The organism is Streptomyces sp. NPDC046349 (genome assembly GCF_055587885.1).
This window is the reverse complement of record NZ_JBVJFK010000021.1, coordinates 22,266-48,163: the sequence shown is the minus strand read 5'-3', so window position 1 is coordinate 48,163 and position 25,898 is coordinate 22,266. Positions and strand designations below refer to the sequence as shown.

17 protein-coding genes and 1 pseudogene are annotated in these 25,898 nt (G+C 73.5%); 9 read left to right on the top strand and 9 right to left on the bottom strand.

Going from position 1 to position 25,898, the window contains the following annotated elements; translation table 11 throughout:
- Position 1 precedes the first annotated feature (1 nt).
- Positions 2 to 2,896, bottom strand: a complete 2,895-nt coding sequence (locus ACZ6JS_RS34535) for a TIM-barrel domain-containing protein (protein ID WP_469303938.1) — start codon at positions 2,894 to 2,896, stop codon at positions 2 to 4.
- Positions 2,897 to 3,275: 379 nt separating this feature from the next.
- On the opposite strand from ACZ6JS_RS34535, the gene helR reads away from it, so the two are divergent.
- Together helR and ACZ6JS_RS34525 are read left to right on the top strand one after the other, a co-directional pair.
- Positions 3,276 to 5,486: an RNA polymerase recycling motor ATPase HelR gene (helR, locus tag ACZ6JS_RS34530; protein ID WP_469303937.1), complete on the top strand. Its 2,211-nt coding sequence runs from the start codon at positions 3,276 to 3,278 to the stop codon at positions 5,484 to 5,486.
- A 604-nt stretch (positions 5,487 to 6,090) separates the two neighbouring features.
- Positions 6,091 to 6,588, top strand: a complete 498-nt coding sequence (locus ACZ6JS_RS34525; protein ID WP_469303936.1) for a CAP domain-containing protein — start codon at positions 6,091 to 6,093, stop codon at positions 6,586 to 6,588.
- 363 nt (positions 6,589 to 6,951) lie between these two features.
- Here ACZ6JS_RS34525 and ACZ6JS_RS34520 read toward each other — a convergent pair whose 3' ends face one another.
- A complete protein-coding gene (locus ACZ6JS_RS34520) occupies positions 6,952 to 7,668 on the bottom strand; it encodes a response regulator transcription factor (RefSeq protein ID WP_469303935.1) in 717 nt (238 codons plus the stop codon).
- Entirely contained in the window at positions 7,665 to 8,834 is a 1,170-nt protein-coding gene (locus tag ACZ6JS_RS34515; protein WP_469303934.1) for a sensor histidine kinase, read from the bottom strand. Before ACZ6JS_RS34515 ends, ACZ6JS_RS34520 begins: the two co-directional genes overlap by 4 nt.
- A gap of 271 nt (positions 8,835 to 9,105) precedes the next feature.
- Here ACZ6JS_RS34515 and ACZ6JS_RS34510 point away from each other — a divergent pair, with 271 nt between their 5' ends.
- Positions 9,106 to 11,307, top strand: a complete 2,202-nt coding sequence (locus ACZ6JS_RS34510) for an MMPL family transporter (RefSeq protein ID WP_469303933.1) — start codon at positions 9,106 to 9,108, stop codon at positions 11,305 to 11,307.
- Between the two features lie 109 nt (positions 11,308 to 11,416).
- On the opposite strand, the gene ACZ6JS_RS34505 is transcribed toward ACZ6JS_RS34510, so the two are convergent.
- The 4 genes from ACZ6JS_RS34505 to ACZ6JS_RS34490 form a co-directional block, all read right to left on the bottom strand.
- Positions 11,417 to 13,210: an ABC transporter permease/substrate binding protein gene (locus ACZ6JS_RS34505; RefSeq protein ID WP_469303931.1), complete on the bottom strand. Its 1,794-nt coding sequence runs from the start codon at positions 13,208 to 13,210 to the stop codon at positions 11,417 to 11,419.
- Complete coding sequence (locus ACZ6JS_RS34500) at positions 13,210 to 14,271, bottom strand: quaternary amine ABC transporter ATP-binding protein (RefSeq protein WP_469303930.1); 1,062 nt, start codon at positions 14,269 to 14,271, stop codon at positions 13,210 to 13,212. Before ACZ6JS_RS34500 ends, ACZ6JS_RS34505 begins: the two co-directional genes overlap by 1 nt.
- 192 nt (positions 14,272 to 14,463) lie before the next feature.
- Positions 14,464 to 15,249: a GntR family transcriptional regulator gene (locus tag ACZ6JS_RS34495; protein ID WP_469303929.1), complete on the bottom strand. Its 786-nt coding sequence runs from the start codon at positions 15,247 to 15,249 to the stop codon at positions 14,464 to 14,466.
- A gap of 295 nt (positions 15,250 to 15,544) precedes the next feature.
- Positions 15,545 to 16,405 carry an MBL fold metallo-hydrolase gene (locus ACZ6JS_RS34490; protein ID WP_469303927.1) on the bottom strand — a complete coding sequence of 287 codons (861 nt, stop codon included), beginning with the start codon at positions 16,403 to 16,405 and terminating at the stop codon, positions 15,545 to 15,547.
- A 212-nt stretch (positions 16,406 to 16,617) separates the two neighbouring features.
- Here ACZ6JS_RS34490 and ACZ6JS_RS34485 point away from each other — a divergent pair, with 212 nt between their 5' ends.
- Complete coding sequence (locus ACZ6JS_RS34485) at positions 16,618 to 18,207, top strand: alpha/beta hydrolase (RefSeq protein ID WP_469303925.1); 1,590 nt, start codon at positions 16,618 to 16,620, stop codon at positions 18,205 to 18,207.
- 96 nt (positions 18,208 to 18,303) lie between these two features.
- Here ACZ6JS_RS34485 and ACZ6JS_RS34480 read toward each other — a convergent pair whose 3' ends face one another.
- The gene (locus ACZ6JS_RS34480; protein WP_469303924.1) at positions 18,304 to 19,881 is read right to left on the bottom strand and encodes an IucA/IucC family protein; all 1,578 of its coding nucleotides are present in this window, start codon (positions 19,879 to 19,881) and stop codon (positions 18,304 to 18,306) included.
- 130 nt (positions 19,882 to 20,011) lie between these two features.
- Here ACZ6JS_RS34480 and ACZ6JS_RS34475 point away from each other — a divergent pair, with 130 nt between their 5' ends.
- From ACZ6JS_RS34475 to ACZ6JS_RS34455, 5 genes and pseudogenes are all read left to right on the top strand, one after another.
- A complete protein-coding gene (locus ACZ6JS_RS34475) occupies positions 20,012 to 21,526 on the top strand; it encodes an IucA/IucC family protein (protein WP_469303922.1) in 1,515 nt (504 codons plus the stop codon).
- A 33-nt stretch (positions 21,527 to 21,559) separates the two neighbouring features.
- A complete protein-coding gene (locus ACZ6JS_RS34470) occupies positions 21,560 to 22,210 on the top strand; it encodes a class I SAM-dependent DNA methyltransferase (protein ID WP_469303920.1) in 651 nt (216 codons plus the stop codon).
- Positions 22,211 to 22,627: 417 nt separating this feature from the next.
- A complete protein-coding gene (locus tag ACZ6JS_RS34465; protein WP_469303918.1) occupies positions 22,628 to 23,026 on the top strand; it encodes a VOC family protein in 399 nt (132 codons plus the stop codon).
- 692 nt (positions 23,027 to 23,718) lie between these two features.
- Positions 23,719 to 24,165, top strand: a complete 447-nt coding sequence (locus ACZ6JS_RS34460; protein WP_469303916.1) for a hypothetical protein — start codon at positions 23,719 to 23,721, stop codon at positions 24,163 to 24,165.
- Positions 24,113 to 24,397, top strand: a pseudogene (locus ACZ6JS_RS34455) (hypothetical protein); the annotation flags it as partial. The gene ACZ6JS_RS34460 and the pseudogene ACZ6JS_RS34455, both read left to right, overlap by 53 nt.
- Positions 24,398 to 24,675: 278 nt before the next feature.
- Here ACZ6JS_RS34455 and ACZ6JS_RS34450 read toward each other — a convergent pair.
- Positions 24,676 to 25,875 (bottom strand): cytochrome P450 family protein, encoded by a 1,200-nt coding sequence (locus tag ACZ6JS_RS34450; protein ID WP_469303914.1) that lies wholly within the window; start codon positions 25,873 to 25,875, stop codon positions 24,676 to 24,678.
- Positions 25,876 to 25,898: the final 23 nt, after the last annotated feature.

The following is a 25,898-nucleotide window of genomic DNA, read 5'->3' as shown; positions in this document are numbered from 1 at the left end:
ATCAGCGGTCCCGAGCGGCGTACGTCCGGGGTCCGGCCGCCCGGCCGGTCAGGGTGATCTCGGCGGCGCTGGTCCAGGGGCCGCGGCCGCCGGCCTCGGTCAGGGCTCTGAGGCGGAGGTAGCGGCCGGTCTTCGGGGACAGGGGCGCGGTCCTGGCGGCGGCTGTGTCGGGGAAGGTGCCACTCGCCACCGGCGCGCCCCAGTCCGCGGTGGTGTCGGACACATGGACCTCGTAGCCGCCGATCCGGCCGTTGACGCCGCCGTCCTGGCGGGGGAGGTAGCCGAGGCCGTCGAGGGTGTAGCGGGCGCCGAGATCGATCTGGATCTCGTGCGGGTGTGCCGCGGGGGTGCCGGAGGACCAGGCGGTGTGCCACATCGTGGCGGGGTTCCCGTCGAAGGCGCCCACGGCCGCGCCGTTCTCGGCGGCGGTCTCCTGGCTGTCGGCGCGGACCAGGGACCAGCCCGATCCGTCGATCGGGGCGGAGGAGGGCAGGGGCTCGGCAGCCGGAACGGCGGTGCCGGTGGCCGTGACGGTGAACGCGGCCGACTTCGTGCCGGTCTTGATCCAGAGGATGCCGGCACGGTCCGCCGGGTCGAAGAACCAGCCGGAGGCGGCGGAATCGTAGTCCGCCTTGGAGGGCAGGCGGGGCACGGCGGCGTTGTCCACGGTGAGGGAGGTGGGGGCGGAGGCCACGTGCAGGGTGAACTCGTAGCCCCGGGAGGCCGGTTTGCCGGCGTAGCTGCCGGTGGGGGCGCCGACGGCGACGGTCACCGTTCCGGTGCCGGACGCCGGTGCGTTGACGTCGACCCGCTGGCGGGCGTAGGCGCCCGACTCGTGGGCGCGGGTGCGGCCGTCGTCCTCGTAGAGGCTGAAGGAGGAGGTGCCGCGCGGGTGGATGTCGTAGGTGAGGGTGGAGACCGGCTTTTCCCCCGTGTGGTTCATCTGCGGCCACATCGGCACGATGCCGCCGCCCTTGACGAACAGCGGGAGGGTGTCGAGGGGTGCCTGGTATCCGTCGAGCCGGCCGGGGCCCGCGTACGTGCGGCCCGTCCAGTAGTCCGTCCAGGTGCCGGCGGGCAGGTGGATGCCGTCGCGGACCGTGGTGTCGGAGACGACGGGCGCGACGAGGAGGGAGTCGCCCGCCATGAACTGGCCGCTGGTGGCGTTGCCGCGGGCCACCGGGTCGTCGGGGTACTCCAGGACCATGGCGCGGGTGCTGGGGACGCCCGTCTCGTGGGCGACGCGGCTCATCGTGTACAGGTAGGGCATCAGCCGCATCTTCAGCTGGAGGTACTTGCGGTTGACGGACAGGTACGGTTCGGCGAAGCGCCAGGGCTGCTTGTCGTGGTAGCCGGCCGAAGGGTTGGCCGCGCCCCAGCCCGACATGGTCATGAAGGCGGGGGTGAACGCCTTCCACTGGAGGTCGCGGGTGTACGTCTTCGGGCTGCCGCCGAAGATCCCGTCGACGTCGCCGGCGGCGTAGTTGAGGCCGGAGAGGCCTGCGCCGGTGATGGCGGGGACGTGCCAGCGCATGTCGTCCCACGTGCCGTAGGTGTCGCCGGTCCAGACGACGGCGTTGCGCTGGGTGCCCGCCCAGCCGTCCACGGTCCAGACGAAGCGGCGGGCGTCGGAGTTCTTCTCGATCCCGTCGACGGCCTGCCGCACACCGTCGAAGGCGTATTTGTAGCCGCTGCCGATCCACGCGACGTCGGTCTTCACACCGCGGCTGCCGGCGGTGCCCACCTCGTCGGCGATGGAACCGAGGCCGGTCGAGGTCCACAGGCCGGTCTGGAAGCCCTTGGCCCGCAGGGCGTCGACGGTCGATTTCAGGGGTGCGGTGTAGCCGCAGCCGTAGCCGTCGTTGGGGAGGAACCAGCCCGAGGGCATGTCGGCGGCGCGGGCGTCGGCCGCGTAGCCGACGACATCGGGCGTGCTCTGGTGGCGGGGACGGTCGTGGTCGCCCTGGTAGTCGGGGTTGGACGCGTTGAAGCAGTCGGCGTTGCCGAGTTCGAAGCCCCACAGCGGCGCCATGAACGGCTTTCCGCTGACGTCGGTGTAGGCGTCGAGCACGGATTGCAGCGAGTCTCCGGTGAAGTACCAGGCGTCGAAGCGCTTCTCGTCGTGGGTGAGGGTGGTGGGGGAGTTGAATCCGTAGGAGCCCGGGGCCCACGTGTTGCGCATCACGCCGTAGCCGTTGGTGGACATGTAGAAGGGTGCGGGGCTGGCGTTGTCGTTCTCGCGCCACTTGTTGTCGACCGCGATGGGGACGGTCTTGCCGCGCAGCGCCCACTCGCCGAGGCGCAGGCCCGTTCCGTAGAACTGCTCGTCCGTACCACGGGCCAGGTACTGCGTGGTGCGGCTGCCGGTCCAGGTCGTGGGCCGGGTCTCCTGCCAGACGGGGGTGGTGTTGTCTGCGCGGTAGACGGAGAACCGCAGCGGCTTCTTGTCGACCCGGATGGAGAGGGAGCCCGTGCTGATCCGGTGGTACGCGCCGGCGTCGGTGTGGGTGGCGGCCACCGAGCCGAAGTCGGTGGTGACGGCGAGGTCGGAGCCGGCCGGATCGTCGGTGAAGGTCCCGTCGGGCGAGAGCCAGAGGCGGAAGATGTCGGCGCGGGCCACGACCACGCGGGCCTTGGCGCCGCTGGAGGCCGTGACGGTGAAGGTGTTCCCGGACCGCGTGAAGCCTGTGACGTCGCCCGCGGTGGCAGTGGCCCCGGAGGGGGCTGCTGTGGCGGGTGCGACCAGCGGGCCGGCGGCGGCCAGGCCCGCGACGGTGAGGGCGGCGGCGAGCAGGGCAGCGCCCGGAGCGCGCAGGCGCGGGCGCCGTCGCAGTGGTGTGCGCGGCCGACCGGATAACGGGGCCCGTCGGCTCCTGCGGATGCTTGGCAGTCTCATGGGCAGCTCCTCGTGCGGTCCGGAGAACGGACACAGCTCTTTGGCATGCACCCGGCAAGATAGCGCCCCGAAGGCCTTCATTGAAGAATGCTGCTCGAAGTTGCCTCTGATCACGCATCTTTGAGCATCCGTCGGATGCACGGCGGCACACAGAAGCCACGGGCCACGGGCGCCCGCACCAGGGGGTGCCGATGCACGGACAACGGGATTGCGGGATGCGTCCAGAGCGGACGAGAAAGGCAAGGAGGTGAACCCACTCCTTGCCACTCTCAACTTATAGCGCACCGGGGGGCTTGCGGCAAGGCCCCGTCGGCGGGGCAAAATCGCGGACCGAAGCCAGAAGCTGCAGAAATGGGAGATTCACGAAGTGCATGCGTTCTTGCCGGTTCACGAATCGCGCGGTGACGTCGGGCAGGACACGGCCGCCCCGCGGACCCGCAGCGCGTTCGACCTTCCCGACCACCTCTCCCCCAAGGCCGACCCCGCCCTGACCGACGCGGACGAGCGGCACTTCGCGGCCGTCTCGGACAGTCTCGCCCGGTCGATCGAGGAGCTCTCGGGCCGCCTCGCCGCCGAGCGCAGGGCGCCCGGCGGCATCGGCCGGGAGGCGATGGACCGGGACGCGGAGATCCATCGTCTGACCACCCGCCTGCGCACCCTGCGCCGCTTCGGACTGGACCTGTGCCTGGGGCGGATCGTCCCCGCCGACGGCCGGGAACCCGTGTACGTGGGGCGTCTCGGCCTCACCGACAGCACGGGACGCAGACTGCTGCTCGACTGGCGCTCCCCGGCGGCCGAGCCGTTCTTCGCAGCGACCCACGCCAATCCGATGGGCCTGGCGAGCCGCCGCCGGTACCGCTGGACCGGCGGCCGGATCAGCGACTACTGGGACGAGGTCTTCAGCACCGACGCGCTCGAGGGGCACGCCGCGCTCGACGACCAGTCCGCGTTCATCGCCAACCTGGGCGGCAGCCGTTCGGCCCGGATGCGCGACGTTCTCTCCACCATCCAGGCCGACCAGGACGCGATCATCCGGGCGGGGTCCCGGGGCGCCCTCGTCGTCGACGGCGGCCCCGGCACGGGCAAGACCGTCGTCGCGCTGCACCGCGCGGCCCACCTCCTCTACTCCGACCCCCGCCTCGGCCACCGCCGCGGCGGCGTCCTGTTCGTCGGCCCGCACCAGCCCTACCTGGCCTACGTCGCCGACGTACTGCCCAGCCTCGGCGAGGAGGGCGTGCGGACCTGCACGCTGCGCGACCTCGTCGCGGAGGGCGCGGGGGCGGCGGAGGAGAGCGACCCGGCCGTGGCCCGGCTCAAGTCCTCCGCGGACCTGGTGAAGGCGGTCGAGGCGGCCGTCCGCGTCTACGAGGAGCCCCCCACGCGGGGGATGACGGTCTCCAGCCACTGGTCCGACGTCTGGCTGAGCCCCGAGGACTGGGCGGCCGCGTTCGAGGCGGTGGAACCGGGGACGCCGCACAACGAGGCCCGCGACCAGATCCGGGAGGAACTGCTCGCCATCCTCATGGACAGGCACGAGGACGGCGGCGAGGGCCACGACGTCCCGCCCGAGCTGCTCCGGCGGTCCCTGCTGCAGGACCGGGAACTGATCAGGACCCTGAACCGGGCGTGGCCGATGCTCGATGCGGCCGACCTCGTCGGGGACCTGTGGTCGGTGCCCGCCTACCTGCGCACGTGCGCGCCCTGGCTGGCAGCCGACGACGTGACCAGGCTGCAGCGGGCGGACGCCCAGGCCTGGACGGTGTCCGACCTGCCGTTTCTGGACGCCGCCCGGCAGCGGCTCGGCGACGCGGAGGCCTCCGTCCGCAGGCGCCGGCACGAGGCCGCCGTCGCCGCCGAGCGCGCACGCAGGGCCGAGGCCATCGACAGCCTGCTGCAGAACGTCGTGATCGACGAGAGCGAGGGCGCCATGGGAATGCTGCACGGGCGCGACCTCCAGGACACCCTGATCGACGACAGCGGGCTGCCCGGCTCCGAACCGGACCTCCTGGCCGGACCGTTCGCGCACGTCATCGTGGACGAGGCCCAGGAACTGACCGACGCGCAATGGCAGATGCTGCTGGCCCGCTGCCCGTCGCGGAGCTTCACGATCGTCGGCGACCGGGCCCAGGCCCGGCAGGGGTTCACCGAGTCCTGGACGCAGCGGCTCGGGCGCGTCGGCCTCGACCGGATCACGGTCGCCGCGCTGGACGTCAACTACCGCACCCCCGAAGAGGTCATGGCGGAGGCCGAACCGGCCATCCGGGCCGCGCTGCCCGACGCCAACGTGCCGACGTCCGTCCGCAGCACCGGCATCCCCGTGGTCCACGGGTCCGTCACCGACCTGCAGCCGGTACTGGACGGCTGGCTCGCCGCCCACTCCGACGGGGTCGCCTGCGTCATCGGCGACCCCGCGTTCCGGCCGACGCCCCGCGTCCGGTCGCTGACGCCGACCCTGTCGAAGGGGCTCGAGTTCGACCTGGTCGTCCTCGTCGACCCGGACCGGTTCGGCGACGGCGTGGCGGGGGCAGTCGACCGCTACGTCGCGATGACCCGCGCGACCCGGCAGCTCGTCGTCCTGACGAGCTCATGACCGCCCTCGGCCGCCTCCCGGCTCTACGTGAGTTCCCGGCAGGGTGGTTGACGCGGACGTCGCGGTGGCGGGGGCGGGGCCGGTCGGCGTCTGCGCCGCGCTGCTGCACGCCCGGGCGGAGCCGGGCGTCGTGTTCCTGGAAACGCCGCCCCGCACCCGTCACCGGGTCATGGGCGGCGGACCTGCACGCGCGGACCGCGCAGTCCTCGGCCGCGAGCGGGCCGAGGCACCGCACCCGCTGGGCGGCGCGTGGACACGGCCGACATGTGGTCCGGGCGGCGCCTGCTCCGCAGCTTCCGCCTGGCCCGGCCGCGCTCGCCGTACCCGTAGGTCCCCATCGTCCCGCGGTGCGCCACCGCGGGTCCGCACGCGGCGGAGGCCGGACGCGGCGGCTTACGCGTGCACCGCTCATCGAGGGCGGGCTGTCGCAGGAGCGGAGCGGCCGGTCGGACCGGCTGTGGAGTCCGTCGGGGCTTTCACCTGAGGTTTCGCCTTCGGGAGATGCGGGTGGGTGGGGGGCGGCGGAGAATCGGCAGGGATGGGGGGTGACCGGCGGCGGCGTTCGCCGCGTCTGCCGCTTCTCGCCGAGAAGGAAGGTAGTCCCATGGCTTTCGGATCCGGCCGGGTACGGCGTGGGTGCACCGCCGTCTGTGCGTCCTCGCTGCTGGTCCTCGGGGGCGCCGTCGGCGCCGGAGCGGCTGCCGCCGCGGAGCCCGCGACGGCGGCCACGCACAAGGTCGTTCCGCTCCAGGCCGACCCCAACAAGGTCCTCCAACTGGTCAACGAGGCCCGTGTCGCCGCAGGTTGCCAGCCGCTGACGATCGATCCCAAGGTCCAGGCCGCCGCCCAGGAGTACGCCAACGACACGACCACCAACCACGTGGGCTCGGACGGGTCCACCATCCAGGACCGGCTGAAGAAGGCCGGGGCGACCTTCAACGCGTCCGCCGAGAACATCGCCTGGGGCTCGGGCGACGAGAAGGTGCACGTCGACGGTTGGCTGAAGAGCGCGTGGCACGCGCCCAACATCAAGAACTGCAGCTACACCAAGACGGGCGTCGCGGTCGCCGGCGACCGGATCGTTCAGGTGTTCACCGATTGACAGCCGTTCGCGCCGACGCCGGCTCAGCCGGCGTCGGCGTGACCGTGTGCCCGAGGCGGGTTCACCGTGAGGACGGGCGGGGCGGGGGTGCTCCAGCCGTGGCCGCAGGGGTCGAAGACCAGAAACACCGGCTGACCCGGGCGCTGGCGCCAGGAGATGCGTTCCGGCACGCCGTCGCACACCGGACAGCACGGCAACGGACCGGACTCCGGCGGACACCCGGGGGCGGCCGCGAGCGGCGTGACGTGCGGATCGCGCATGGAGGCTCCCTGGTCGTGCGGTTGGGCTGCTCGCACTGTGCCACGCCCGGGGCCTCCTCCGCACGGGCGAATCGTCCAGTGTTCCGGCTGGTCAGAGGTACGGTCAGCAGGAGGATTCCGGTCCTCTTCCGGGCACTTTGTGATCAACCGCTCCGCCGCCGGCCTCCACGAGGCCCGATTCGTACGCCGCTATCACCGCCTGGGCGCGGTCGCGGACGCCCAGCTTGCCGAAGAGGCCGGTGATGTGGTTCTTGACCGTGGAGACGCTGATGTCCAGTTCCCCGGCGATCTCCGCGTTGTCCAGTCCGACGGCCAGGAGCTGCCAGATCTCCCGCTCGCGCGGGGTCATCTCGGGCGGGGCCGCCGCCGCGGCGGCCGCGGGCGGGCGGGCGGGCGCGGGGGTCCGCACGTAGGCGGTGAGCAGCCGGGTGAGCAGCCGGGGTGCGACGACCGCCTCGCCGCCGTGCACGGTACGGACCGCGGCGCCGAGTTCCTCCGGGGAGACGTCCTTCGGGAGGAAGCCGTACGCTCCGGCGCGCAGGGCCGCGACCACGTACTCGTCCATGTCGAAGGTGCTGAGCGCCAGGACGCGGACGTCGGGGAGGGTCCGTGCCAGCTCTGCGGTGGCCTGGACGCCGTCGAGGACGGGCATCCGGATGTCCATGACGACGACGTCGGGCCGCACCTCCCGGGCGAGGGCGACGGCGCGGGCGCCGTCCTCGGCCTCGCCGACCACCTCGAATTCGGGGTCGGGGCCGAGGATCAGCGCCAGACCCCGCCGGACCAGCGGCTGGTCGTCGGCTATGAGCACACGGATCATCGGTGTCGTTCCCCTCCCTCGCCGCCTCGCCCCGCCGGTACCGGAAGGCGGGCCGCCACCCGGAATCCCCCGCCGTCGCGTGCGGCCGCCTCCAGGGTCCCGCCCTGGAGGGCCACGCGTTCGTGCATTCCGATCAGACCGTACCCGGTGCCCGCGGCGGGCCGGGCGGTCGGCGGCGGTGCACCGGCCCCGTCGTCGCACACCTCCACGAGGACGTCGTCCGGGCGGTACGTCAGCCGCACCCGGGCGCGCGCCTGCCCGGCGTGCTTGCGGGTGTTGGTCAGCGCCTCCTGCACGATGCGGAAGAGGGTGAGCCCGACGCTGGGCGGCAGCGGGCGGACGGGGCCGTCGACGGTGAACTCCGTCTCCGTTCCGGCCAACCGTGACTCGGTGACGATCCGCTCCAGGTCCGCGGTCCCCGGCTGAGGCGCCGGAGGGGCTTCGTCCGGTTCCTCTCCGGCGCGCAGCACGTCGAGGAGTTGGCGCATCTCGCGCAGGGCGATGCGGCCGGAGTCCTCCAGGATGACGAGGGCCTCACGGGCCGCTTCGGTGTCGTGCGCCAGGTTGGCCCGGGCGCCGCCCGCCATGAGCTGCATGGCGGTGATGTGGTGGGCGACGATGTCGTGGAGTTCCCGCGCGATCCGGCGGCGTTCCTCGGCGACCGCACGCTCGGCCTGTCGGGCCTGGTTGGCCGCGACGTCCCGCTGCCAGCGGTTGATGACCAGGGCGGTGCCCGCGACCAGGGCCGCGGCCGCCCCATTGGCGGCGAGGGACAGTCCGGACGGAACGAGCGTGCCGCCCATGCCCGCCGACGCCAGCGGGACGGTCAGGGCGACGGCCGCTGCTGCGACGGCGGGCCGGCTGAAGCGGACCACGGAGTACAGGGCGACGGCGAGGCCGAGGGGGAAGTGCGGCGAGGTGTCCGCGATGACCACGTTGGGCACGACTCCCAGGGCCAGCACGGCCGCGAGCACGGCGACCGGCCGGCTGCGGCGCGCGAGCAGGCACATGGCGGCGGCCACGAGTGCGCCCGCGGCCGAGAGGGTGAGGGGCATCCCTTCGGTCTGGGTTCCGACCGAGAACCCCAGCAGGTCCACGGCGGCGGCGCCGATGGCCACCAATGCGTCGTTGCGCGTCCAGCGCAGCCTGTCGGCGCCCTTGCCCACCTTTGACGATCCTCCCCCGCCGGCGGGCCGTCCCGCCGGTGCGGGGCGGTTCGTGCCGGTTCCTCGCGTTCCATTCTGGCAGTCCGGCCGGCCGGTGCCGCCGTCCGGTGGTCTGGTTCCCGACCAGGACCAGGGTCCCGGTCGGCGCCGGGATCCGGACTCTGCTCCCGGGGGGCGGTTCCTCCCGTACGGCGACGATCGCGCGGCCCGCGCCTGATGGTCTGGAGACCGGCCGGGAACCCCCGGCCCGCCCCGCGACCTGAGGAGTCACGTGATCCGCGCCCTGACCGGGTTCTCGACGAGGAATCCGTGGAAGGTGATCGCCGTCTGGGCCGTGCTCGGCATCGCCCTGACGATCGCCGGCCAGGCGTTCGTCTTCCGCGCCACCCAGAGCAACACCGGCGATTTCCTGCCTCCGTCCTACGACTCGGCGGCGGCCCTGAAGGTCGCCGAGGAGAGGTTCGGGGTGAAGCCGGACGCCAACACCCTGACCGTGCTGGTGGCCCGGCCGGACGGCACGCGGCTGAGCGAGGCCGACGAACGGCGCATCGACGGGGAGGCCTCGAAGCTGGGCCGCCACCGGGTGGTCATGCCCAAGCCCGAGGAGGAGACGCCGTTCGCCCAGGACCACTCCCAGACCCCGAAGGTCGCGCCGGTCATGACGGCTCCCGACCGTGGCTTCCGCCTGCTCTCCGTGGAGCTGAAGGGCAACCCCCAGGACCCCGGGCTCCAGGACACCTACCGGGCCTTCCGCGAGCAGTCCCGGGCCGGGTTCGCCGAGGCCGGGTTCCGCACCGGCTACACGGGCGGGCTCGCCTCGACCGTCGACGACATCGACGCCGAGGAGACCCGGGCCCGGGTGATCGGCGCCGTGATGCTCGGCGTGATCGTGCTGCTGCACGTGCTGGTGTTCCGCAGCGTGCTCGCCGCCCTGCTGCCGCTGATCGTCGTGTCCATCATCGGCGGAGCCGCGACGGGCACGGTGGTCGGCGCCGCGATGCTCACCGGCGTCACCCTCGACCCCTCCACCCCGCAGCTGATCAGCGTCGTGCTGGTGGGCATCGGCATCGACTACTTCCTCTTCCTGCTGTTCCGCTTCCGCGAACAGTTGCGCCGACGGCCCGAGCAGCCGGGGCGGGCCGCCGCGGCCGAGGTCGCCGGCCGCGTCGGTACGGCCGTGACCTCCGCGGCGCTCACCATCGTCGCGGCGTTCGCCACCCTCGGAGTGGCCTCCTTCGGGCAGTTCCGGGTGCTCGGTCCGGCCATCGCCGTGTCCGTGCTGGTGATGCTCCTCGGCAGCCTCACCTTCATGCCGGCGCTGCTCGCGGTCACCGGGCGCAGGATGTTCTGGCCCTCGCGGTCCCACGGGCGCGAGCCCCGCGGCGGATCGGCGGCCCGGCTGGGCACGTGGCTGGTCCGGCGGCCCGTCACCGCGGCCCTCGCCTGCGTGGCCCTGTTGGGCGCCCTCGCCGCCGGCATGGCCGGGATGCGGATGGACTACGGGTCGGGCGGCGCGGGCGGTGAGCGGACGGCCGCCGCGGCCACCGCGGCGGAGATCTCCCGGGCGATGCCGGCCGGTGTGTCGGACCCGATCAGCGTCTACGTCACCGCGTCCGACGGCGCACCGCTCACCACCGGCCGGGTCGACGGCCTGTCCGGGACGCTCTCCCGGCTGGAGGGGGTGGGGCAGGTCGCCCCGACCGTGCTGAGCGGGGACCGCCTGGCGGCGCGCATCGACCTGTTCCCGAACGCCGATCCGCACGGGCAGGAGGCCCGCGACCTGGCGTCGGGCGCGGTCCGCGACGCGGTCTCCGCGCACCGGCCGGACGGCACCGAGGCCCATGTGGGCGGCACCGCGGCAGTGTTCGCCGACGTCTCGACGGCCGTGGACGAGGACCTGCGCCTGGTGTTCCCGGTCGCGGCGGCCCTGATCGCGCTCATCCTCTTCCTGCTCCTGCGCAGCCTGCTCGCCCCGCTGATCCTGATGCTCGCGGTGGGTCTGGGGTTCGCCGCCACGCTGGGTGCCGCGGCGCTCGTCTTCCAGCACGGGCTGGACCAGCCGGGCGTGGCCTTCACGCTGCCGCTGGTGCTGTTCCTGTTCGTGGTCGCGTTGGGCACCGACTACAACATCCTGGTGACCGACCGGATCCGGGAGGAGATGGAACGGCCCGGCCCGGCCCGGGAGGCCGTGGCCCGGGCGGTGCGGCACACCGCGCCGGCCGTCGCGACGGCCGGGGTGGTACTGGCCGCCTCCTTCGGCAGCCTCGCGGTCAACCCGGTCGCGGCCACGCAGCAGATCGGCTTCGCCACGGCGCTCGGGATCCTGCTCTCCGCCTTCGTCCTGTCGATCGTCCTGGTCCCGGCGTGCGCGGTGCTCCTGGGCAGGTCCCTGTGGTGGCCCGCCAAGCCGCGGCCGGCGGCGCCCCTGCCCGCGCCGGAAGCCGGGACGCCGGAACGCGTCCTGGTGCCCTGAGCGCTGCGGCCCCAACGCCCGCAGGCGCCGGGCGCGCGGGGTCCCGTACGGGACCCGCGTGCACCGGCGCCTGCGGGCGTACGCCGTCCTCCGCGGCCGGCCGAGGCTCTCAGGACAGGGCGGCGACCTCGGGGTGGTCCTGGAGCCAGGTGCGGACCGCCTGCTGCTCCTTGCCCTTGCCGGTCTGCTGGATCCGCGCCTCCAGGCCGGTGAGCTGCTCCTCGGTGAGTTCGAAGGAGCGCAGCCATGCGGCGATCTCGGGCTCGTCGGCGGCGAAGCCCTTGCGGGCCAGGGTGTGGATGCCGTCGCCCTCGCCCCAGACGCCCTTCGGGTCCTCCAGCTTGGTCAGCCCGTACGAGGAGTACGCCCAGTGCGGCGACCACAGGACCGTGACCACCGGCTCCTTCTTGTCGTAGGCGCGCTTCAGTTCGGCGAGCATGCCGGGTGTGGAGCCGTCGACGACCTGGTACTCGCCTTCCAGTCCGTACTCCTTCATGACCTTGTCCTTCAGCATGCCCATGGCGCCGGCGCTCGGCTCGATGCCGATGATGCGGCCCTTGAACTGCCCGGCCTTGCCCTTGAGGTCGGCGAGCGAGCGGACGTCCTTCATGTACGAGGGCACGGCGAGCTCGATGGAGGTCGGGCCGTACCAGGAGCCGAGGTCCTCCAGCCTGTCGCCGTACTTCTCCCAGTACTGGGCGTGGGTGACGGGCAGCCAGGCGTCGGTCTGGAAGTCGAGGCCGCCGCCGGCCAGACCGGTGTAGAGCGCGCCCGCCTCCAGCTGGCGGGTGTCGACCTTGAAGCCGCGCCGCTCCAGGAGCTCCTTCCACAGGAAGGTGGAGGCGATGCCCTCGTCCCACGGGATGTAGCCGATGGAGACGGTGCGGCCCTTGCCGACGTTTTCGGCGCCTTCCGGTCCCGCCGGGCGTCCGGAGGCGCCGAAGGTGCTCAGGCCGCCCGCGACGAGGGCCAGTACGACGGCGCCGGTGACGGCATAGCCGGGCTGGGGGCGGTGGTTCCACACGCGGGCGGCGCCGGTGGCGGCCGACCGGGCCCTGGCGAGGGTGCGCCGGCCCAGCGGGGAGACCTGGCGGCCGAGGGCCCCGGTCATCCGGTCGAGGTACATGGCGAGGATGACGATGGAGAGGCCGGCCTCGAAGCCGAGACCGATGTCGACGTTGCCGATGGCCCGGTAGACGGCGCCGCCGAGTCCGCCGCCGCCGACCATGCCGGCGATGACGACCATGGACAGGCCGAGCATGATGACCTGGTTGACGCCGGCCATGAGGGTGGGCAGGGCCAGCGGCAGCTGGACCCGGACGAGGGTGTCGCGCGGGGTGGTGCCGAACGCTTCAGCGGCCTCGACGAGTTCGGCGTCGACCTGGCGGAGGCCGAGTTCGGTCATCCGTACGCCCGGCGGCAGCGAGAAGACGATGGTCGCGATGATGCCGGGCACCACGCCCACCCCGAAGAAGATGATGCCGGGGATGAGGTAGACCATGGCCGGCATGGTCTGCATGAAGTCGAGGACCGGCTTCAGGACGGCGCTGACCCGGTCGGACCGGGCCGCCCAGATGCCGAGCGGAATCGCGAACAGGAGCGTGACGAGGGTGGCGACCAGGACCAGCGACAACGTGGACATGGCGTCGGACCAGAGCCCGACGGAGTCGACGAGGGCGAAACCGGCGAAGGCGAGCGCGCCCGCGAGCAGGCCGCGCAGCCACCAGGCGGCGATGGCGAGGATGCCGGCGAACAGCAGCGGGGCGGGCGCGGAGAGGACGGCGACGAGGCCGTCGTAGAGACCGGTGACGAGTGCGCTGATGGCGTCGAACAGCCAGGACAGCCGGCTCTGGAGGAAACCGACTGCACTGTCGACCCAGGAGCCGAGGGGGATGCGGGGCATCAGGCGGCCACCTCCGCGCAGCGCACCGGGGCCCGCTGCTCGTCCCCGATGAACGCGACGAGGCGGTCCTGGGGCACGGAGCCGACGACGGCGCCGTCGGTGCCGGTGACGGCGACGGGGTGCGGGACGCGCGCGCTGACGGCGCACAGGTCCGCGAGGGGTGTGTCGGCGCTGACGGTGGGGCAGCCGCAGGTGCCGGCGTGGGGGCGGGCCGGGCCGGTGGTCGTCATGACCGCGTCGGCGGTCAGCACCCGGGAGCGGTCGACGTCCTGGACGAAGGAGGCGACGTAGTCGTCGGCGGGGCGGGTGAGGATGTCCTCGGCGGTGCCTTGCTGGACGATGCGGCCGTCGCGCATGACGGCGATGCCGTCGCCCAGGCGCATGGCCTCGTTGAGGTCGTGCGTGATGAAGACGATGGTCTTGCGCAGGCTGCGCTGAAGTTCGAGGAGCTGGTCCTGCATGTCGCGGCGGATGAGCGGGTCCAGTGCGCTGAAGGACTCGTCCATGAGCAGCAGGTCGGCGTCGGTGGCCAGGGCCCGGGCGAGGCCGACCCTCTGCTGCATGCCGCCGGACAGCTCGTCGGGCCAGGCCATCTCCCAGCCTTCGAGCCCGCACAGGGCGAGGGCCTCGGCGGCGCGGCGGTCGCGGTCGGCGCGGGCCACCCCTTGGACCTCCAGCCCGTAGGCGGCGTTCTCCAGAACGTTGCGGTGCGGGAAGAGAGCGAAGTGTTGGAAGACCATGGATATCTTCGTGGAGCGGACGCGGCGCAACTCGCGGGCGCTGAGCGCGGTGAGGTCCCGGCCATCGAAGAGGATGCGTCCCGCAGTGGGCTCGAGCAGGCCGTTCAGCATGCGCAGCAGGGTGGACTTGCCCGATCCCGACAGCCCCATGACAACGAAGACCTGACCGGGCTCGACGGCGAAGGAGACGTCGATGACCGCGGCCGTGGCTCCGTCGGCGCGCAGCTCGGCACGGTCGCTGCCGCCTTCGAGTGCGCGCACGGCGTCGGCGGGCCGGTTGCCGAACACCTTGTAGACGTGCTCGGCCTGGAGCGTGGACACATACACCTCGCGGGTCGTACCGGGTGCGGCGCGCGGGTCGGGCCGGCGCCGCCGTGGAGCGGTACGGGATCGGCCCGCGTGCGCCCCGCCCTCCGCCGCGATGCGTCGGAGGGCGGGGTTCCGCTCCAGCTGCGCCGATACCCGGGCATTCGCTCCGGCAAACGGCCGAGTGATTCACCTCACGCGGGGGGACTACAGGACGCGGAAGCCGGCTATGGCGGGGTGCCGGCGGTCACGGTGGAACGTCAGGTGGTCCCAGGTGGGAAACGCCAGGTCGGTCACGGCGACGAGCAGGCCGGACGCGGCGTGCACCGTGCGGCGTACGGTCAGGCCGCAGGCGGGGCTGGAAGCCGGGGCGGCGGCGGCCGGCCGGATGGTGCGGGTCATGGTGATGGTCTCTGCGACCCGGCCGGCCACGGCGGCCCGCTCCAGCCAGCCCTGGAGGGAGGCCAGGTCCTCGTGGCGGGAGCGCCCCGCCCGGTTGCGGCAGACGGCGAGTTCGGGGGTGCGTGCGACGACGTCCGGGCTGAAATAGGTGGCGGCGTGCCGGAGCGTCTCCCCGGCCCGGCCCTGCTCCCGGTGGTGGTGGACCAGGGTGCGGTCCCCGCCCGACATGCCGAGCGGCCCGGCGAGCGAGGGCGGGACGGTGACCACCGTGACCCAGCTCCGGGTGGGACCGGCCGCGGGGGACGCCGATCCCAAAGCCACCGGATCGGCCGCGGTGGGGTCGGCTTCGGCCGTGACGGCGGGACGGGAGCCTCGGCGCCCGGTCACGACCAGGCCGTCCTCGCGCAGGTACTGCAGGGCGGCCCTGACGGTCTGCCGGTTGACCTGGTAGCGGGCGGCCAGGCTGCGCTCGGAGGGCAGCCTTCCGCCGGGGGTGCGCGCGGCGCGGTCGAGATCGCGGCGCAGGGCTGCGGCGATCCGCTGATACTTGGGCATGGCGGCCGGGCCGCCGCCCCGCGAAGGGGAGGGCATGGCTTCTCCTCTGACGGGTGGTCAAGGACTGCGCGGTCTGCCCGACCAAACTAGCATTGGTCTATACCTTTGAGTGAGAGGCGATCGGGGCACACGCCCCACCTTGGCCGATTCCCAACCCCGGGCCGCCCGACTCGTCCTGCGGCTGTCACGGCGCCGGTGGCCCTCCACCGTCGCGGAGATGAACGCACGCAGGGCAGCGGCTCCTCCGGCACCGTCGTGCTCCGGTAGCCGTCGAAGGTCCGGTCGCCGACGAAGGCCCGGCCGCATGGGAAGCTGGCCGGCGGGCCGCCGGTCAGTCGCGGTACACGAGGATGAAGTCCCCGTAGGGATGGGTGCCGTGGCCGTCCGCCGTCTCGTCCAGGGCCCTGCGCAGGGTGCGCAGGTGGTCCGCGGTGAGCTGGAGCGGCGGCTCGTCCGGCTGGTGCGTGGTACCGCGGGGGTAGTCCTGGTCCGCCGTGGTGGTCATCTCGATGTGGCATCCGAGGACATGGCGGACCGGCCGGGTCGCACAGAAGTCCAGCAGCCGGTCGACGGTGGCCGAGTAGGCCGCCCGGTCCTCGATGTAGAGGCGCCCCGGATAGAGGGAGTCGCCCGTCAGCAGGAGGCCGGTGTGCCGGTCGTGGAAGACCAGGGCGGCCCGCTGGTGGCCGGGGCCGGGGATCAGGTCGAGGATCCGGCCGCCCAGGTCGAGCGCGCCGGTGCGGTGCGGCCAGTCGGTGAGGCCGAAGGCGGCCGTGACCTCGTCCAGGCCTTGTCCCACGACCGTGGTGAGGGGCCGGTCCGCGAACTGCCCGTCCGCCGCGACGTGGTCGCCGTGCCCGTGGGTGTGGGCGACCAGCAGCGAGTACGCGGGCCTCGGATGCCGTTGCAGCCAGTCCGCGACGAGCCGGTCGACCGTTTCGCGCAGGGGGAAGTGGGCCGGGTCCGCGGACGCGCCCGTGTCGAGGAGCAGTGCCCGGTCATTGCCGAAGAACAGGAAGAGGAACGGGGCTTCGTAGTGCACGGACTTGTTCTGGCGAAGGATCAGCGTGTGCTCGGAGTAGGCGTGGACCTGGATCTCCGGGCCCGGATCGTGCTTCGGGGAGGGCCAGCCCGCGTGCCAGACGACATCGAGACTGCCTGCGACCGGGGCGCCCCGGAGAAAATCGATCACGCGTCCAACCTACCCCGGTCCTCCGGCGCCGGGGAGCGGGCCGCCGGCCGGACCCGCACCGACAGCGGCCCCGGCCCGCACCCTGTGCGCGCCCGGCTCGCGGGGCCCGCCGAAACGCGGTTTGGTGGTGGGAGAGGCGCGAGTACCGATGCGGCGGCATCGGCCGCCGGACCGAGCCCTCGCCGCCTCGCCGTGTCCGAGGAAGGCCCGCCATGTCCGCACCAGGCCCCACAGCCCGCCACCGGCGCCGTGCGGCGGTCCTCACCGCGGCTCTGGCGTGCTCGGTCCTGCTCGCCGGTCCCGCACCCTCCGCAGCCGCCGGCACGTCCCGGGCACCCGAACCCCCGTCACCTTCGGTGACCGTCCCGAGGCTGGACTGGGTTCCGTGCAAGCCCGGGAGCCCCTGGGACTGCGCCACCGCCGAGGTGCCGCTCGACCACGCCGCACCCGCGGGCCGCACCATCGAACTGGCGGTCGTCCGCCGCCCGGCCACCGATCCCGACCGGCGCATCGGCACCCTGTTCGTGAACCCCGGCGGCCCCGGCGGCCCCGGGACCGTTCAGGTGCCCCAGAACTACGACGCCTTCCCCGAGGAACTGCGCAGGCGCTTCGACATCGTCAGCTGGGATCCGCGCGGGATCGGCAACAGCACCGCCGTGAACTGCTTCGACACCACCGAGCAAGCGAGTGCCTGGGCAGCCCGCCCACCCGGCGGTTTCCCAGTGGGAGCGCAGGAGCGCAAGGCATGGATCGACGCCTACGAGGACCTCGGCCGACTCTGCGAGAAACGCGACCCGGACCTGCTGCGGCACGTCTCGACCGCCGACACCGCCCGCGACCTCGAACTGCTCCGCCGGTCGGTGGGCGAAGGACAGCTGAACTACCTGGGCGTCTCCTACGGCACGATCCTCGGCGCCACCTACGCCAACCTCTTCCCCGGCCGCGTCCGCGCCATGGTCCTCGACAGCAACATCGCCCCCAGCGCCTGGACCGGCGGCACCCGGCAGGGCGGGCCCCGCACCACGACCCTCCTGCGCATGGGCTCCGACGTCACCGCCGCCTCCACCCTGGAGCGGTTCCTCGCCCTGTGCGGATCGGCACCCGCGGCCCGCTGCCCCTTCTCGGCGGGCAGTTTTGAAGCCACGCGTGACAAGTTCGACCGGCTGATGCGGCGGCTGCGGGAGCGTCCGGTCGGAGCGTGGACGTACGCCAGGACGGTCGCCGACACGGTCAACAGCCTGTACATCGTCAACCCCGGCTGGACGGCTCTCGCGGGCCGGCTCCAGGAACTGTCGCAGGGCCGGGAGCCCGAGCCCCCGGTGTACCCGCCGCCACCGCCGGTGGACCGGCCGAACCCGTACCTGGGGGACGAGCAGGCGGCGGCCGTGTGGTGCGCCGACAGCCCCAACCCGCGTGACCCCGCCGTGTACCACGGCCTGGAGGAGGACAGCGCCCGGCGGGCCGGCGACGCGGGACGCTTCTGGACGTGGGCGGCGGAGCCCTGCGCCACCTGGCCGGCCCGGGCCGCCGCCGGATACACCGGCCCGTGGAACACGCCCACTGCCCGTCCCGTCCTGGTGATCGGGACCCGTTACGACCCGTCCACGCCCTACACCGGCGCCCAGGCCATGGCCGGTGAGCTGGCGAACGCCCGCCTGCTCACGAACGACGGATACGGGCACACCGCGCTGTTCAACAACAACAGCCGTTGCATCAGCGCGCACGAGAGCCGCTACTTCGTCGACGGAACGCTCCCGCCGCCCGGGACCGTCTGCGCCCCGGACCGGGTTCCCTTCTCCTGACGGGTGCGCCGCCTCCCGGCCCGTCTCTTTCGGATCCCGTCGGCTGGTCCCCCGTCGTCCGGTGCCGTGCACCCGGCTGGAACGGGAAGAGAGGTCCTACGTCCGCAGGGGGTTCGGCAGGGGGCGGTAGCGGGCGTCCGCGCCGTCGGCCCGGGTCCAGCGCAGCAGCAGGTTCGTCTTCGCGGGCAGGGCGGGGGCGGTGAGGAGCTCCGCGATCTCGGGGAGCCCGCGCAGGGCCTCGTAGCGCAGCAACTCCTTCCGGACGGCGGGCCACAGGAGCGGTGAGACGTCCGGATACCGGTCGGCCAGGGCCGCCGCGATCTCCGCCAGGTTGTTGACCACCAGGCAGTACACCAGCCGCTCCCAGGCCTCCGTTCGCGACAGTTCCGGCAGCAGTTTGACGCCTTCCGCGTCCCGGAAGAGGGCCTGCACGGGCATGCCCGTCGCGTCGACCGCGATCAGGGTGTTCTGGAGGTGGGCCTCCAGCACGACGCCGTGCCGGCCGAAGAGTTCGAGCACCGGCGGCACGACGTGGCGCAGGTAGGCCCGCCACCACGCGAGGGGGTCGGCGGCCCCGGCCGGCGGGCTCCCAGGATAGCCCTCGGCGAGCGCGGCGGCCAGCAGCGGGGTGGCCCCGGGCACGGTGTGGGCGTGCAGGCCGTCGCGGACTAGGACGGCGAGCTCCTCGAAGGCGAAGGCGGCCGTCCGGTAGCCGCGGTCGGCGAGCCAGGCCGCGTCCGAGCCGGTCGCGCGCAGGGCGGCGAACCCGGCCTCGACGGCCGCGTCGGTGCGGCGCACCTTGAGCAGGTCGTGCCGCCACAGCCTGCGCACGTCGTTGGTGATCCGCACGTCGAGGCTGAACTTCACGAACAGGTCGGCCGCCGGGTCCGGGACGTGCAGGGTCCGGATCGACGCGGTGGGCCAGGCCGGCCGCCGGCTCTCGCCGAGCCGCAGCAGCCGCCCGTCGGCGAACGCCTCGCGCACCGGGGGCCGGTCACCGACCAGGTCGAGCTGCCAGGGGTGGACGGGCAGCAGCTCGTAGCCGGCGGGGGCGCGCGGTGCGTCGAGGAGCCCGGCGAGGGAGTCGATGGCCTCGGTGACGGCCGGCCCGCCCTCCCCGGTGCTCTGGTCCTCGCGCAGCCCCAGGAAGACCAGCGGGAAGCGGGCGTGCGCCTCGGGCGCGTACGGCAGCCAGCTCCCGGCCGGCGCCCCGCCGCGGGCCTTGGGGGCGGGGTGGTGCGGGTGGCCCATCACGAGGGACTGCTCGGAGAGCACGTACGGGTCCGCCGGGGGCTCGGCGGCGGCGCGGGCGGCCAGCAGGGCGACGAGCGCGTCGCGGCTGTCGGTGATCTCGACCGGGAGTTCGTCGTTGGTGACCCCGGTGAACCGGCCGAGTTCGTCGGAGACGAGTTTGACCAGTTCGGTGTGGCTGAGCGGGTGCCAGCCGTTCACCGTCCGCAGTTCCGGGCATACGGGCCGGCGGCCGCCGCGTACACGGAGCAGCCGCCCGCTGCCCCGCAGCCGGTGCACGGCCGCCCCGGAGGCCTCGTCCGGCCCGAGGGGGCCGGTCGACCCGGTGGGCTCCGCGGCCTCCCGGAGCAGGCAGTTCAGGAGCGGGGTGGCGGCGTAGGCGTCTGCGGCGGCGTTGAGGTCCACTGGTTCCATTCGGTCCATCCGGTGGCCGGAGGTCCGCGAAGCGGAACCACCGGCCGTGATCGTCGGTATCCGCAATGATTACTTGATCATCCCGTGAAGCGACATTCGAAGTGACACTCCGAGCGACATTCCGAAGGCGGAGCCCAGCATGCCCATTCCCTCCTCCGCGGCCGAAGAAGCCGTCGCCGCCGAACTGGCGGCCGTACGGCCCGCACTCGGGCCCTCGTACGCCGCCTCGCTGGCCGGCGCCCGGGCGGCCGTGCTCACCCGGCTGTGGCGCGCCCTGGCCTTCGAGCCGCTGCCATGGGTCGTCGGCCGGGAAGCGGCGCCGGGCGGCCTTGCGCTGCTCCTGGCGGGCGGCGGCCGGCTGGAGGGGCCGCCGCCGGACCCGTACGCGACACGGCCGTACGTGGACGAGCTGCTGCTTGACGGCCGGGCCCACCGCCGTGCCGGACAGCTCGTCAGGGCCCTGGGGATCCCGCACGGTGAGGATTTCGCCGCCGAGCTGGACTCCAGTACGGCATCCCTCGCGCTGTCACGTGCCGGGCAGCCGTCCGCCGGCGAGGACCGTGCGGCACGGGCCACCTGGGAGTGGGAGCAGCGGGTGGTCGAGGGCCATCCGTACCACCCCAACTGCCGCTCCCGGCCGGGCTTCTCGGTCGCCGAGCAGCTGGCGTACGCGCCGGAGCACCGGCCGGTGGTGGAACTGGGCCTGGTCTCCGTACGGGCCGAGGAATGCCTGGTCACCGGGGACTGGCCGGAGCAGATGCGCGACGCCGGCCGGATCCTGGTCCCGGTGCACCCGTGGCAGGCGGCGCACGTGCTGAAGCACGAGCGGGTGCGGTCCGGTTTCGCGGCGCATCCGCTGATGGCGCTGCGGACGCTGGCGCCCGCCGACGGCGGCGCGCACGTGAAGACGGCGCTGAGCGCCCGGCTGACCTCCTCCGTCCGGGACATCTCCGTCTACTCCATCGAGACGGCGGCGGCCGTGTCCGCCTTCGCCCAAGGCCTGGCGGAACGGCTCGACGGGCGCCTGCACATCACCCGCACGCTCGGCGCGGCGACCGCGCACAGCCCCGACCTGGCGGCCGTGCTCCGCGAGCCGCCCGAGGCGTACGCGGACGCCGCCGCCGGCGAGCGGGTGCTGCCGGTGGCGGCCCTCGCCTCCTACCCGCCGGCCCGATCGGCTGCCTGGCGGGCGCGGTTCGCCCGCCTCGCGCTGTCGGTGTGCCTGCGGGTGCTGGAGCTGGGGGTGGCGCTGGAGGCCCACGGGCAGAACCTCCTGGTCGTCCTCTCCCCCGCCGGCGAGCCCCTGCGGCTGGTCTACCGAGACCTCGCCGACATCCGGATCAGCCCGGGACGGCTGCGGGCGCACGGGCTGCCGGTGCCGCCGCTGTCGGGCAGGCTGGTCACGGACGACGTGACCGTGCTGCGCCGCAAGCTGTTCGGGTCCCTGCTGACGGGGGCGCTCGGCGCCACGGCCGGCTCGGCGGGAGCCTTCGCCGAAGCGCTCGCGGAGGCGACCGCCCTGCCGGCCACCGCCGACACCGAGGCCCTGCTGACGGGCCTGCTGCCCACGAAGGCGCTGACCCTCATGCGGCTGAGCCCGGGCGTCCCCGGCGACCAATGGGCGGAACTTCCCAATCCGCTGGCCGGAGGGTGATCCGGGCCCACGGGCGGGCTACTGTTCAGGGGCATGACAGCTTCCTCGTACCTGCACTCCGTACGGGCGTCCTACGACGCCGTCGCCGTCGACTACGCGCGGCTGCCGGGCACGGAACTGGCCGGGAAGCCGCTGGACAGAGCCATGCTGGCCGCCTTCGCCGAGTGCGTGCGGGAGGGGGGCGGCGCCGGCCGGGCGGTCGCCGACCTCGGCTGCGGCCCGGGCCGGGTGACGGCGCATCTGGCCGGGCTCGGCCTCCGGACCTTCGGGGTGGACCTGTCCCCGGCGATGGTGGCGGTGGCCCGCCGGAGCTATCGGGGGCTGCGGTTCGAGGTGGGGTCGATGGCCGCGCTGGACGTGGCCGACGGGGTGCTGGGCGGGATCCTCGCCTGGTACTCCACCGTGCACACGCCGCCCTCGGAACTGCCCGGGGTGTTCGCCGAGTTCGCCCGGGTGCTGGCACCGGGCGGTCACGCCCTGATCGCCTTCGAGGCGGGCGACGAACGGGTCCGGCTCAAGCACGCGTACGGGCACCACGTCGACCTCGACGTGTACCGGATGCCTCCTGAGGAGATCGCCGCCCTGCTGGCCGGTGTCGGCCTGAGGGAGATCGCCCGCCTCCTGCGCGAACCGACCCCTCACGAAAGCTCCCCGCAGGGCTTCCTGCTGGCCCGCAGGCGGTAGCCCGCTCTTCCCGGTCCGTCCTGCCCGCGCCGGCCACCACCGGCCGGCCCCGGGGTGCGGGGTCCGGCCGGGCGTACCCCTCGGGTCCCCCTGTTCGTCGGGCGGGGCCGGCACCTCGGTCCGGCCGGGCCGGACGACGTCGAAAACCTGCCCTCGGTGCTCCGGGGCGGAGACGGGCCGGCCGGCGTCAGGCGGGCGAACAGCCGCGGGCCCGTCCCGCCGCCCCGAGGCGGCTGTTGCGTGCGAGCTGGACGAACCGGCGGCCAAGGGCCCGCGAGGTCGGGGACTCCGACCGGTTCGACCACAGCTTCCGGTGCTCGGTTCGAGCGGCACGGGCGGCGCCCTCGTTCCCCGGCCGACCCGACGTCTCCCCCGCGCGGATGGCTGCACAGTGCCCGGCTCCGTAGACTGACGGGCATGGCATGCCGCATCAGTGAGCTGGTCCTGGACTGCGCCGAGCCCGAACGGCTCGCCGAGTTCTGGAGCAAGGTCCTCGGCTACGTCGAACTGGGCCGCGAGGACGACGGGAGCATCGAGATCGGGCCGCCCGGCGCCGGCTTCGGCGGCCCTCAGCCCACGCTTGTCCTCAGCCCGAGCGATGCCCCGCGGACCGGCAAGCTCCGGCTGCACATCGACGTCAACGCCACCGACCGCGACCAGGACGCCGAGCTGGAACGACTGCTCGCCCTCGGCGCCCACCCCGTCGACATCGGGCAGGACGGCACGGAGAACTGGCACGTCCTGGCCGATCCGGAGGGCAACGAGTTCTGCCTCCTGCACCGCCGTCTCCAGCCCCTCGGCCCGTCGGCACCCTGACATCGTGTGCCCACGGCCCCCGGTGGGACCGAGCGGACCATCGGGCCGGCCACTGAGCGCGACTCCCGACCCGCACGATGTTGGGGCGGGATCTCCGGTCGAGGCGTCGCCGTGGACACCGGCGTCACGACGGCCGCCACTCCTCCGTCGCCGGTCCCGGCCGCCGCGCCCGGCGGACGCTCCCGAGGGCTCGGCCGCAGCAGGCCGGTGTGATTCCGGCGGGGACGCCGGCGTGCCCATGCTCCATGGACCCGCGAGTACCGACGGCCGGGTGGAATCGCCGGCGCCGGCCGCCACGCACAGTGCTGGGCCGGGACCGTCCCGAGGATCACCGGTGAGGCAGTCGACCCCTTGGACCTCGATGGGTACGAGCAGTACCCGAGGTGCGGGGCCTCACCGATGCTCGGTGGCGGGGAACGGACTCACTCGTCGCCCTCTACCGCGGCGCGGCCATCGGCCTTGACCCACCTCGAGGCCTCCGGCCCGCGTCCGTGGCGGCCCTCGACGAATGGGCCCGCACGGCGGCCGACCGCCCGCCGGCGCCTGTGGACCGATCGCCGTGCTCGCGGCGCCGGCCTCGAGGTCGAACCCGGCCGGGCCCGTCGTGCCGCCTTGACGATCTCACCGGCCGGCGGCTACTTTCGCTCCTTTTCACCATTCGCGCCAAATGGGGTAAAGAGACGGGGAGTTCCATGCCGAAGGTCCTGAGAAGCCTTGTCGTCCTGGTGTCCGCTGTGACGCTCGCCTTCGTTTCGGCGGGCCCTGCCGCGGCCGCGACCTGGGGCAGCCCCCATATCTCGGGCAGCCGGGCGTGCAGCGCGAAGCAGTACCACCGCGGGACCCCTGCGGTGGCGATGTACGCCTGCTACGCCCTGGCACCCGACTCGACCACCCGGGTCGTGATGATCGTCGGCAACGGCGGAGGCGACGCCGTCCCGATCGGCGGCGAGATCACCACCATGGACGGTTCGCGCGACATCTGCCCCGACATCCGTCTCGGCGCGAGGAAGAGCACCGGGTGCTACGCCCGGACGACCGAAGTCAACTGCAACCACCTGCACGGCACGGTGACGCTGCGGATCAACGGTGTCTCCCACACCATGCGCACCCCCGCGTTCAGAGCCGGGAACGGTTGCTGACGGTCGGCGCGGTGGCCGGAGGGCGGCAGAGGCCGCCGGCCCAGGCCCAACCGCCCGCCGCGGGGCGAGAACGAGGCCGTCGAACCTTGTGCTCCACCTCGACCGCACGCTCGACGAGCTGGACCCGCCGCGCCGGACTCCTCCGGCCTCCGACGCGACGCCCCTGGTCCCCGAGGTCCGCGGGCTGCGCCGCGTGCCCATGGGCGCGCTGCGGCCGGCCGACCTGCGTCCCCTCGTCGCGCAGCAGGTGGCGCTCCCGTTCGTCCTTCCCCTCGCGGTGGGCATGCTGTCGAGGAGCCGCTGCTGTACGCCTACGTCTACGGCGGCGGGACCTGCTGCCCTCTGCCGTCACGTCCCCGCGCAGGCCCGGGCGGTGCTGCCACAGCCCGAGGCGCGCGCCCGCGTGCCGTCGTCGCCGGTCTGCCCGCGGAGGCGGTGGAGGGGCTGCCCCGTGGGAGCGGCGGGAAGCTGGAACGGTTCGTCACGCGGGGATGATCCCTCTGCGCCGGCTCACCAGCGCAGGGGAAGCCGTGTCACGCCGCGCATCAGGGTGCCCGGGAGCCAGTCGCGCGCCCCCGCGCCCGGGTCCGCGGCCAGGTCGGGGAAACGTTCCAGCAGTGAGCGGATCGCGATGCGGCCCTCCATGCGGGCGAGGGGTGCGCCGAGGCAGTAGTGGATGCCGTGGCCGAACGCCAGGTGGCCCGGACCGGTGCGGCGGATGTCGAACACCTCGGGGCCGGGCCCCGACCCCGTGAAGCGCGCCGGATCGCGGTCCGCGGCGGCGAGGGCGACCATGACGGAGGATCCGGTCGTGATGGGGACGCCGCCCAGCTCCAGATCGGTGTCGGCGAAACGGTACGTGGCGTGCTGTACGGGGCCGTCGTAGCGCAGCATCTCCTCCACCGCTCCGTCGATCAGCCCGTGCGGGTCGGCGCGCAGCGCGGCCAGCTGCTCAGGGTGGTCGAGGAGGGCCCGTACGCCGTTGCCGATCAGGTTGACGGTGGTCTCGTGTCCCGCGACGAGCAGCAGGAAGGCCATCCCGATCAGCTCGTCCGGGGAGAGCCGGTCGCCGTCCTCGTCGCGGGTCCGGATCAGGGCGCTGAGCAGGTCCTCTCCCGGATCCTGGGCCTTGGCCGCGATGAGTTCGCAGAGGTAGCCGGTCATCTCCTCCAGGACGCGGGGGTCCGCGCCGGCGCCGTCGAGCGGTGCGACGATCTCGCCCGACCAGTAGCGGAACCGGGCCCGGTCCAGGCCGGGTACGCCCAGCAGCTCGCAGATGAGGGTCATCGGCAGTGGCACGGCGAAGGACCGGATCAGGTCGGCCCGCCGTTCGGGCAGGGCCTCCATCGCGTCCAGCAGGCCGTCGGTGATCTGCTGGACGCGCGGCCGGAGTGACGCGACCCGGCGGGTGGTGAACTCGCCGGCCACCAGGCGCCGCAGCCGGGTGTGGTGGGGCGGGTCCGTGTCCAGCATGTTGGTGGCGACGGCGTGGGCCTGCGCGACCTCGGGCAGCTCCGATCCGAGCCAGTTCTTGGACAGGGCGGGGTGGCTCAGGGCCTCTCTGGCCTCCCGGTGGCCGACGACCAGCCATGCGCGTTCGCCGCCCAGCACCACCGGGTGGACGGGCCCGACGGCGCGCAGGGCCTCGTAGAAGGGGTACGGGTCGGCGTTGAACTCTTCGGCGTGCGCGGTGAGATCCACGAGACTCATGGGGGCAGCGTACGGCGGCGGGT